This window comes from Faecalibacillus intestinalis, from assembly GCF_003024685.1.
GTDB lineage: Bacteria > Bacillota_I > Bacilli_A > Erysipelotrichales > Coprobacillaceae > Faecalibacillus > Faecalibacillus intestinalis.
Genome location: NZ_PYLQ01000034.1, coordinates 1 through 11,328 on the forward strand (window position 1 = coordinate 1; position 11,328 = coordinate 11,328).

General features: G+C 27.6%; 9 protein-coding genes and 1 rRNA gene. All 10 read left to right on the plus strand.

The genetic code is table 11. The annotated features are described in order from the left end of the window. Positions 1 to 139 precede the first annotated feature (139 nt). Complete coding sequence (locus C7U54_RS14065) at positions 140 to 3,217, plus strand: type I restriction endonuclease subunit R (RefSeq protein WP_107030681.1); 3,078 nt, start codon at positions 140 to 142, stop codon at positions 3,215 to 3,217. Positions 3,218 to 4,964: 1,747 nt separating this feature from the next. Next, complete coding sequence (locus tag C7U54_RS14075) at positions 4,965 to 5,840, plus strand: hypothetical protein (RefSeq protein WP_107030683.1); 876 nt, start codon at positions 4,965 to 4,967, stop codon at positions 5,838 to 5,840. A 131-nt stretch (positions 5,841 to 5,971) separates the two neighbouring features. Beyond that, positions 5,972 to 6,616 (plus strand): hypothetical protein, encoded by a 645-nt coding sequence (locus tag C7U54_RS14080; protein ID WP_107030684.1) that lies wholly within the window; start codon positions 5,972 to 5,974, stop codon positions 6,614 to 6,616. Between the two features lie 231 nt (positions 6,617 to 6,847). Beyond that, positions 6,848 to 7,468: a YveK family protein gene (locus C7U54_RS14085; protein WP_241522623.1), complete on the plus strand. Its 621-nt coding sequence runs from the start codon at positions 6,848 to 6,850 to the stop codon at positions 7,466 to 7,468. Between the two features lies 1 nt (position 7,469). Beyond that, entirely contained in the window at positions 7,470 to 7,673 is a 204-nt protein-coding gene (locus C7U54_RS14090) for a P-loop NTPase family protein (RefSeq protein WP_107030686.1), read from the plus strand. Continuing rightward, positions 7,673 to 8,134, plus strand: a complete 462-nt coding sequence (locus C7U54_RS14095) for a CpsD/CapB family tyrosine-protein kinase (RefSeq protein WP_107030687.1) — start codon at positions 7,673 to 7,675, stop codon at positions 8,132 to 8,134. The genes C7U54_RS14090 and C7U54_RS14095 overlap by 1 nt, the downstream gene beginning before the upstream one ends. A 25-nt stretch (positions 8,135 to 8,159) precedes the next feature. Then, positions 8,160 to 8,846 carry an FHA domain-containing protein gene (locus C7U54_RS15340; RefSeq protein ID WP_107030688.1) on the plus strand — a complete coding sequence of 229 codons (687 nt, stop codon included), beginning with the start codon at positions 8,160 to 8,162 and terminating at the stop codon, positions 8,844 to 8,846. Between the two features lie 171 nt (positions 8,847 to 9,017). Further along, entirely contained in the window at positions 9,018 to 9,875 is an 858-nt protein-coding gene (locus C7U54_RS14105) for an LCP family protein (RefSeq protein WP_107030689.1), read from the plus strand. Between the two features lie 87 nt (positions 9,876 to 9,962). Then, positions 9,963 to 10,862: a UTP--glucose-1-phosphate uridylyltransferase GalU gene (gene galU / locus C7U54_RS14110; RefSeq protein ID WP_107030690.1), complete on the plus strand. Its 900-nt coding sequence runs from the start codon at positions 9,963 to 9,965 to the stop codon at positions 10,860 to 10,862. Between the two features lie 363 nt (positions 10,863 to 11,225). After that, positions 11,226 to 11,328: ribosomal RNA gene (locus C7U54_RS14115) — 16S ribosomal RNA — on the plus strand; the annotation flags it as partial.

The window sequence follows — 11,328 nt, forward strand, 5'->3', positions numbered from 1 at the left end:
CTAAATTATTGTTTAGCGTTACTTAAAGATAATGGTGGTAATATTTATGAATATTAGTTTCATTCATATATAATTAAGTATAAAATATAAATCAGAATTATTATAAAAAACTATATCATTGTATAAGGAGGTGCATAGTATGTTTTCATTTACAGAAGCAAGTTATGAAAATTCTATATTAGAATTATTTGAGGAAATGGGCTATACTCATATTTACGGACCAGAGGTAGAAAGAGATTATCGACAACCTCTTATGTTGGATGAATTACGTAATTCTCTTGAAAGAATTAATTCAGATTTGCCAGAAGTAGCAATAGAAGAAGCTATTTATAAAATTACAAATTATGAAGCGGGTGCACTTGTATCAAAAAACGAAGTCTTTATGGACTATTTACAAAATGGTGTCGAAGTTTCTTATCAAGATAAAGGAGAAATAACTAGTACTCTAGTATATCTTGTAGATTATAATGATTTATCATTAAATAGTTTTTATGTAGCTAATCAATGGACAATTGAAGAATACGAAACTAGGAGGCCAGATATTATTATATTTTTAAATGGATTACCGGTTGTTGTTATGGAATTAAAATCTCCAAAAGCAGATTCTGTAACAATTGAGGATGCATATTTCCAAATAAGAAACTACATGAAATCAATTGAAAGTTGTTTCATCTATAATGCATTCTGTGTCATTAGTGATCAGACAGAAACGCGAGCTGGTACTATTACAGCAAATTTAGATCGATTCATGGAATGGAAAACAGTTGATGGGAATTATGAAGATACTAGATATGCTGATTTTACGACTTTAATGAAAGGTATGTTTACTAAGAGTCGATTTTTAGATATTATTCATAATTTTATTTGTTTTTCATATGAAACAGGTGGAGCGGCAAAAATATTAGCAGCTTATCATCAATACTTTGCTGTAAAAAAAGCAATTAAATCAACAAAAAAAGCAAGTTCAGATGGTGGAGATGGTCGAGGTGGTGTATTCTGGCATACACAAGGAAGTGGCAAGTCATTATCCATGGTTTTTTACGCTAAATTATTACAATCTGCTTTGAACAACCCGACAATAGTTGTCATTACTGATAGAAATGATCTTGATGATCAACTTTTTGCTCAGTTTGCAAAATGTAAGAATTTTTTACGTCAGACACCGATTCATGCTGATAAAAGATGCTTATCTGATGATGAAATTAGAGCTGGATCTAACAAGATTGGACTTAAAAATTGGTTGGATGGTAGAGAGACAAATGGAATAATATTTACTACTATGCAAAAATTTGAAGAAAGCGAAGAGCCGTTAAATTCAAGACGAAATATTGTTGTGATGGCAGATGAAGCACATCGAAGTCAATATGGTTTTGAGGAAAAGGTAAATGCTAAAACTGGTAGACTTACTATAGGCAATGCTAGAAGAGTACGTGATGCTTTGCCAAATGCTACATATATTGGATTCACTGGTACGCCTATAGCATTAGAAGATCGAAATACTTTAGAAGTTTTTGGTAATTATATAGATATTTATGATATGACTCAGGCAGTAGCCGATGGTGCAACAAGACCGATTTATTATGAAAGTCGAGTAATTAAACTTTCACTTGATGAGGATACGTTATCAAAAATAGATGCATTATATGAAAGTATTAAGGATCAGGCTAATGAAACTGATATAGAAAAAAGTAAGCATGAACTTACTAAGATTGATGGAGTATTAGGTACTCCTAAGGTAGTAGATTCCCTTTGCAGAGATATTGTAGAACATTATGAAAATTATCGGCAGTATGAACAAACAGGGAAAGCAATGATAGTTGCATATTCTCGTCCTATGGCAATTAAAATTTATGAGCATATCATAAATGACCTTAGACCAGAATGGAAAGATAAAATTAAAATTGTAATGACTGGTAGCAATAAGGATCCAGAGGAATGGAAAAAATATACTGGCAGTAAAAAGTATCGTGAGGATCTTGCACGAGAATTTAAGGATAATAATAGTGAATTTAAGATTGCTATAGTTGTAGATATGTGGTTGACTGGATTTGATGTTCCATCAATGTCAACTATGTATGTTTTTAAACCTATGAAAGGCCATAATCTTATGCAAGCGATTGCACGTGTAAATCGTGTGTTTAAGGATAAAGAAGGAGGTTTAATTGTTGATTATATTGGTATAGCTTCAGCGCTTAAAGTAGCTATGAAACAATATACTGATCAAGATCGTAAGAATTATAGCAACATGGATGTATCTTCAACTGCTTATATTAAATTCCAGGAAAAATTACAAGTTTGTCGGGAATTGATGTATGGTTTTAATTATACTGAGTTTATTAATACAGAAAGTGATCTTAGAAGATCAGAACTTATTACGGGTGGTGTTAATTTTCTTTCTGCTCCTAAAATGTTAGAAACAAAAGAGAACTTTATTAAAGAAGCATATTTAATGCGTCAATCTTTTTCACTTTCGAAGAGCGTTGCTACTGCTGATGAACGTCGAGAAGAGGCATATTTAGAGACTGTACGATCTATATTGGTTAAAATAGAAAAGCCAGGTCCAATATCTTTGAAAGAGATAAATAAGCAGATTAATGAACTTTTAAAGCAAAGTGTAAAAAGCGACGGTGTCATTAACTTATTTGCTGATGTTGATAATGAATTTAATTTATTTGATAGTACTTTTATGGAAGAAGTAGCTAAAATTCCAGAGAAGAATCTCTCTGTTGAATTATTAAAAAAATTAATTTCAGAGCAAGTTACAATATACAAGCGAACAAATGTTGTTAAATCTCAACAATTTTCTGAAATGCTTAATAAAGTTATTAAAGGATATCTTAATGGTATGCTTACGAATGAAGAAGTTATAGAAGAACTTATGAAAATGGCCAAAGATATTGCAAATGCACATGTTAAAGGAAATGCAATGGGGCTTACTGATGAAGAGCTTGCTTTCTATGATGCATTGACGAAACCAAAGGCTGTAAAGGATTTTTATACTAATGATCAATTGATAGCAATTACCAAAGAATTGACCGAATCGCTTCGTAAATCTAGAACGATTGATTGGGAAAAGAAAGAATCTGCTCGTGCCGGAATGAGGAAAATGGTTAAGAGGCTTTTAAAAAAATATAATTATCCTCCAGAAGATATGAAATATGCGATGGAAATTGTTATCAGACAATGCGAAATGTGGACAGATAATAATGGTGATTAATTATTCTCAAACAAGTAGTATAGATAATAAAATGATCATCTGCTGGCTAAATTAATGATAAAATTTAAAAGAGTATGAACAAATCTAATATAAGCTTTACTTTCTTTCAAATATTGTTTCAAAATCATATTTGATTACTGTATCGTTAACTACTGTGATAATAATATTATTTTATTTCATGCTCAAAAATATAGCTAAAAAAAGTGGTAACATAATGCTATGCTACCACTTTTCATTTAATGTGTTTTTAACGAAAAATTAAGTATCCAAATAGTAATTATCTCAAAGATCCAGAAGAAAAATGTTACATGGTTACAAATTGCTTTAAAAGTTAAATCGATAACCAAATTTACGAATTTAATTATTATTTTTTTTGTTTTTTCTTTTATTTTTATATTTTTTCTATTGATGATGAGGTGTATTGTGTTTGCAATTAAATATTTTAAAATCCCACTAATTAGAATCTCAAACATAGTCGAAATTATACAACATTCTATTTTCATTATTTGTCTCCTTTACATGGTTTAATAAGTTCATATATTTTTGTGTAACCGATTAAATATTCACTCCTCTGTTTTGTCATTTTTTAACCTCTCTTTCCGATCAGCTATATGCCTTTCTAATTTTCTAAGGGGAAATGAAGAAACAAATTCCGGAATTTTAAAAAAATTATAAGTATAGAGCTATATAAAATTCTTGAATGGATTATGATATAATTGAAAATTAATGATAATTAAGGTTATAAAAACTTAGATGGTAGAGTCTTGTGTCGTGATATATAATTGTTGATAGTGCAACTTATTATGGATTAAAATAAGATGATGATAAAGAAAGTACAAATTTTTATAAATTATTATCAGATTTAGTTGGATTAATGTTTATATTTGGTGGTGCTGTGTCGCAAGTAGTTACGTAATATTCAGAAAAATAGATACATTTTGAAATTATGCAAAGAATTGAAGAAAAAAGATGTTAATAAATGATGAAGAATTTGAAGCAAGGGGGATAAGTACTTTTTTTGATAAGAAGAAATATATAGTTGAAATTCTTAACATCAGATTATGTAGGATACAATTTCAAGATAGCAGAAACTATATTTATGGAAGTTGTTTTTAATAACGTTAAAATAATTCAAATCAAGAATAATTACGGTTGATAGTTATAATAGTGTTGATGAAGATGAGAGGGTTGTAATTAATGGATAGTCTTTTATCTCAAATTGAACAATGGTGCTGTATGATTGTAAAGGATAAAATAAAAATGTAGGGAAAAGATATACTAATTTTGTTCCTTATAGTTAGAATGAAAGGGTAAAATAGCATGACTTTTTCTGAAAAATAAAATAGATTCATGGTACGAGAATGAGTCTTATTTTATTCAGAATTTAAAATTAAGAAATTTCATTATTATAGAATTTAAAGCAATAAGATTTACATATAAATTGTATGAAGTGATAGGGACAGAAGACGTTGAAGTACATAATTAAATATTTACTTATGCATCGGTTTAGGAAGTGCTAATAGAAGATGTTTTAATATGATTCTAAAATATCTATTTCTTGAGGTAAGAAGGATAAACTATAAGGTGACTTATCACATAATGGAAAAGAAATTATTTCTTTTTATTGTAGAAGAAAAATTTAAGCAAGATGTTAAAATATAGGTGATTAGTAAAATCGTAAACTTTGTATTTCAACTACATAGCTATATTATGATTATTTTCAATAATTGAATAGAAGGAAGATATTATGAATAATAGTAAAATAGAAGATATGATTGATAAAATGTTAGTGAAAAATAATACATCAAGTGAATATGAGGTATCTAAAGATGCTATGAAATCATACTTAATGTATCCTTGTTGTAGTGTAGGGTGGTATATTGAAGGTAATAAATTAAAAAGTTGTGCGGAGGGATACGAATTAACAGCAGATATTATTACTTCTATAAAGAAACCATTAAATGATTTTTTAGAATCAATAAATGAAGAAAAAATATATAAAGATGGTAGTGTTATTGTAAATTGTATATGTGAAAATAAAAAAGTAATTTGCGAAGAGATAACTCCCTATCTTAAAAGCTTTGCTACAGTTTATTATTTTATTGGAAATATGATGCCTGTTAAGTGTAGTTTTAGTCCTGGGGCTTATGGAGCAGATAATTGGAAATATAAAATGACAAGAATTTTAGAATTTTATAAAATTGATTCTAAAAATGATAAGGATAAAAGGGGTCAAAATAATAATTGGCCTGATTGGTTAATTAATCATTCAGGATTAAATAAAAATGCGTTTATTAAAAATAATTACTTGATGGATTGTTTTTGTGATGATACGTTTGAAGAATGCAAGTTTTTTATAGATAGTAAATACCAAGAAGCTCATAAATATGATAACAGATTAATTTTTGGTAAGGAAAGAGAAGAAAATATAGAACTTATGAAAAAATGGATTATTAGAAATACTAAAATAATAATACAAAGAAGTTATCGGATCTTAAATAAATTTGATAAAGAATGGGACGTTGAACACGAAAATGAAGTAAGAGAAATATGTAAATATATTTTTAAAAAATCAGGAATAAAAGAAAAAGATATAGAAGAATATGTAGTATCATTGTTTTAAAAAATATAAAATATACACAACAATATCAAGGGATAAACTTATTCATAAAAGATTATCTCTATTTTTTATTCTTTCTATTTATAAAATTTATGTTAGAATACAAAAATAGTTGATACATAAGGAGAATACATATGGATGAAGCAATTGGAAAATTAGGATTATATGATTTTTTTGGAGTTTTATTAACTGGTTTGATCATGATGATAGGAATTGTAGGATTAGGAATATATGATATTAATCTTTTTAATCCATTTGGATCTAGTGAAAGTATTATGATTATTATATTTATTTTATTAAGTTATTTAGTAGGATTAATTATTAAAGAGATAACTTCCATTATAGATAATAAATTTCTAAAATATAGATCTAAAGCAACATCTTGTTTCTTAAATGATACTGTTATAAAAAACAAGTTAGAATTAGAAGCGTTTAAAAAAATGGCTGATGATATTTTAGGTGAAAGAGAAAATACTAAGTATTCATCAACAGAACATATGTATGTTTTTCAACATTGTAAAACTTATTTAGAAGTTAATGATAGAAATGAAAAAGCAGAAAGAATTAATTCTCAATATGCTATGAATAGAAGTTTAGCATTTATATCTTTTATATATGCATTTATTTTTTTGTTATTTTCTCAAATGTTTTTAGTAATTTTATTTATATTTTTAGGATTAATGTTTTTATATCAAACTAAAAAATGTGCAACATATAGGGTAAGAGTTGTATTAAGACAATATAGAATGTTAACGATGAAAGATGAAAATAATAGATAATTTATCAATAAAAAGCATGGAATATAAGTAAATAAATAGTAAAATTAATTTTTTTATGCATTTTTTGCAATAATACATCATTTTTTTGACATAATTTACTATAATTAAACCAAATCATTACTTATAGGAGGAAAGTATGGATATAAATAAAGAAGAACAAAATGAAATTGAAATAGATTTAAGGGAACTATTTTATCATATAAAAAATATTGGTATATTTGTGTAGTAACAATTCTTGTTGGTGCACTTTGTGCTGCTTTTTATTTATGGAAAATAGAAGTACCACAGTATCAAGCAACTGCATTAATTTATATGAGAGATGCTAATACGCAAATTTCTGTTTCAGATTTACAATTGAATTCAGAATTATCTAGTGATTATATGGTTATTTTTAAAAGTAGACCAGTATTAAATCGTGTTATTGCTGATTTAGCTCTTAACATGACTTATGATCAATTAAATAATTCAACATCAATTTCAACAATTGAAGATACACGTATTATTAAAATAACTGTTACAAATACAAGTGCTAAAACTGCTGCAGATTTAGCAAATCAATTAGTAGAACGTGGTATAGATACAGTAGAAGAAATTAAATCAAAACAACCTTATACAGTTGAAAAGGCTGTAGTTAATAATAATAAAATAAATACTTCAAATAAAAAGGTATTACTTATGGGAATGCTTTTAGGCTTAGTAGCAGGAGTTGGAGGTTTATTTATTCAATTTATGTTAAATGATAAGGTAAGAAGTATTGATGATATTGAAAAAACATTAGGTGTGCCTGTATTAGCTGGAATTGGTGAAAATAAAGACTTAGCTAAATCACGTAAAGGAGGAAGAAAAAAATAACATGAAGTTAGGAAAATTAGAAGTCAAAGAACTAGTTGATGATAGTAGTATAAATGAATCCTATAAGATTCTAAGAACTAATCTCCTTTATACAAGCAATTTAAAAGTAGTTTCATTAACAAGTACAATTGCTAATGAAGGTAAAACAACAACAGCTTATTATTTAGCAAAAAGCTATGTTGAATTAGGAAAAAAGTTTTATTAATGGATTGCGATTTAAGAAAAGGAAGTTTAAAAAATTATTTCACTGTAAAAATAAGAGTTAACGGAATGAGTGAATATATTAGTGGACAAAGCGAAGACTATGTTTATGAAACAGATATTGAAGGTTTATACGTTGTTTTAGCTGGGGAAAAACCACCTAATCCAACAGAATTATTATTTAGTTCTAAATTTGAAGAAATGTTAGAAAAATTAAAAGAAGAATTTGATTTAATTATTATAGATACACCACCAATGGGAATTGGAGCGGATGCAACAATTGTTGGTAGACAATCTGATGGTGTGTTGCTTGTTGTTCGTAATAACTTTGTAAGTAAAAAATCTGTAAAGAAAGTGAAAGATGGTTTGGTCAGAACTGGAAGTAAGATAGTTGGAGTTGTATTGAATCGTATAGATAAACATCAAACAGATTATTATAATTACTATGGATATTATTACTATTAATGATAAAAGGGGGGGGAAAATAAGAATGAAAAAAATGTTAAGCGCTATTGCATTAATGTTAACATTATGCTTAAGTTTTACATCAGTATTTGCATTACCTAGTATTACTAAAAATGGAGCAGTTGATCAAAATAATTTATATGTAAATGGACAAAAAGTTGATCCAAATTTATATAATGCTCTATTTACTGATGATGAAACATACATTAAAGCAGAAGTAAATAGTGATATTATTGATTTAATAAAAAAAGTGAATGCTAATCCATCACAATTAGCTACTTTAATTACTGATGTTGATTTATCAGGATATCATTTATTAACTGAAATTCAAGATTTATCGATTTATGAAGTATCAACACATAAATTGTTACCAAAACAAAAAGATGTTACTGTAACATGGGAAGTACCTAATTTAGTAAATACATTGAAAAATGTAAAAGTACTTCACTATAGCACAGTAAGAAATACTTGGGAAATTTTAACACCTAGTAAAGTTGATTTTGAAAATAAATCAATTACACAACATTTTGATGATTTATCACCAGTAGCTGTTATTTACAAATTAAATGATACAAATAAATCTGATGCTGATAAAAATAAAGATAGCAAGAAAACAGGCGATACAACAAATGTAGTACCATATGTTGTAGTAGGTATTGTTGCTTTAGTTGAAGTAGTATTCTTCGTTGTTAAGAAAAAGAAAAATGACTAATAGTAAGTAGGAATCAGATTTCTGATTCCTATTTTTAATTATTGAGAGGTTAGTAAAAAATGAAATCTAAGAAAAATAGAAAAAAAGGATTCTTATTTTTTCAGTAATAGCTATTTTAGTGCTATGTTTAATTGTTGTATTATTTCAAATAAATGATGAAATAAAGAAAGTGTGGATTTTGATGAAAATGGCTATCGTTATATAACGGTAGATGGAAAGGATTATCAATATAGAACAAATATAAAAACAATTTTATTTTTAGGAATAGATACAAGCAATGAAAGTAAGAATCAAGGACAAAGTGATGTAATTGAATTAATTCTTTTTGATAGAGATCAACAAAAAATTAAGATTTTATCTTTGTCAAGGGACACAATTTGTAACATTCATTTATTTGATAGTGAAGTAAATGATCTTGGATGGGATAATCAATATTTAGGGTTGGCTTATTCATACGGAAAAGATAAAAAATATGGTTGTATTTTAACAAAAAATGCCATATCTAAATTATTAAAAGATATTCCTCTTGTTAATTATACTTCTTTTGATATAAGTACTTTAAAGGATATGCAAGGTGTTGTTGGAAATATGAAAATTGTTTTAGATGATGATTATGTAGATATTGATCCATCATGGGAAAAAGGCCAAGAATTAACGATTACCCAAGATAATGTAGAGACGTTTTTAAGAGTAAGAAATACTACACAGGATTTTTCTAATAGGACTAGAATGCAAAGGCAGAAACTTTATATAGAAACTTATATTAATCAATTGAAGATGAATTTAAATAATGATTATAAATCTACACTTAATAAAATGTATGAGTTTTATAATCAATTAACAACAAATGTAACTTTGAAAGAAATAGACAATTATACTGATATGATATTGAATTATTCAATTGATGAAGAAGATTATTATTCTTTACCAGGAGAAAATCAAAAAGGAAAGTTTCATGATGAATTTATTGTTGACCAAGATAAATTAACAGAATTGGTTTTAAAATTATTTTATGAGGAAGAAAAATAGTTTTTATTTTTAATAAAGAAAAGATAAGTCTTGATAAAAATTAAAAAAATGATAATGTTAAGTTAAAGTGTAAAAAGGGGAAATAAAATGAATAAAAAAGTAAGAAAAGCAATTATACCAGCAGCAGGATTAGGAACAAGATTTCTACCAGCAACAAAAGCAATCGCTAAAGAAATGTTGCCAATCGTAGATATTCCAACAATCCAATATATCATTCAAGAAGCAGTAGACAGTGGAATAGAAGAAATACTGATTATTACAAACAGTAATAAACATGCAATGGAAAATCATTTTGATAAAAACTATGAACTAGAAGAAAGATTAAAAGAATCAGGAAAACTAGAACAAGTAAAAATGATCCAAGATATAGCAGATATGGCCAATATCTACTATATCAGACAAAAGGAACCAAAAGGATTAGGACATGCAGTACTTTGTGCTAAATCTTTTATAGGAGATGAACCATTTGCAGTCTTATTAGGAGATGATGTGGTTGTCAATAAAGAAGGGAAACCAGCTTTAAAACAATTAATAGAACAATATAGTAAAACATCAGCATCAGTAATCGGAGTACAAACAGTCGATAAAAAAGATGTCAGCAAATATGGAATCGTAGAACCATCAAAATCACATCCAGCAAAAGGAAGACTGGTAAAACTAACAGATATGGTAGAAAAACCAGCAGTAGAGAAAGCACCAAGTCAACTAGCAGTCTTAGGAAGATATGTGTTAACACCTGAAATCTTTGAATTGTTAGAAACACAAGGAAAAGGAGCAGGAGGAGAAATCCAATTAACAGATGCCATTAAAAGATTGTTAGATAGACAAGCAGTGTATGCGTATGATTTTGAAGGAAAGAGATATGATGTAGGGGATAAATTTGGATTTATCAAAGCAACTATTGATTTTGCCTTAGATAGAGAAGATTTACATGATCAAGTGAATGAATATATTCATACATTGGTTGAAAAAGAAAAAGCTAAATAAAATATTATAAAGAAGCCTTTATTTAAGGGCTTCTTTTTTATAAAAATAAGTATAATAATTTTTCTTTTTACAATATCTAAAATACTCTATAAACACCAAATTATAAAAAAACATCAAAAAAGATCAATAGAAAAAACGTTGATATAAAGGCAGAAAAAGAGGGAAATAGAGAAAAAGATAAAAAAATACAGAAAAAAAGCTTTACAAAAGGGAGAGGGGATGGTAATATAAATGGGCACTCGACGAGAGAGTCAAGTGAGAGGACATTGAAAACTGAACAGGAAAGAATAAAACACAACGTCAATTAAGTTAAAGAAATAAAAAAGAGCTAAACAGACCAAAGTTGTCTGAAGAGATAGAAGGACAATGGAGAGTTTGATCCTGGCTCAGGATGAACGCTGGCGGCGTGCCTAATACATGCAAGTCGAACGCTTCACTTCGGTGAAGAGTGGCGAACGGGTGAGTA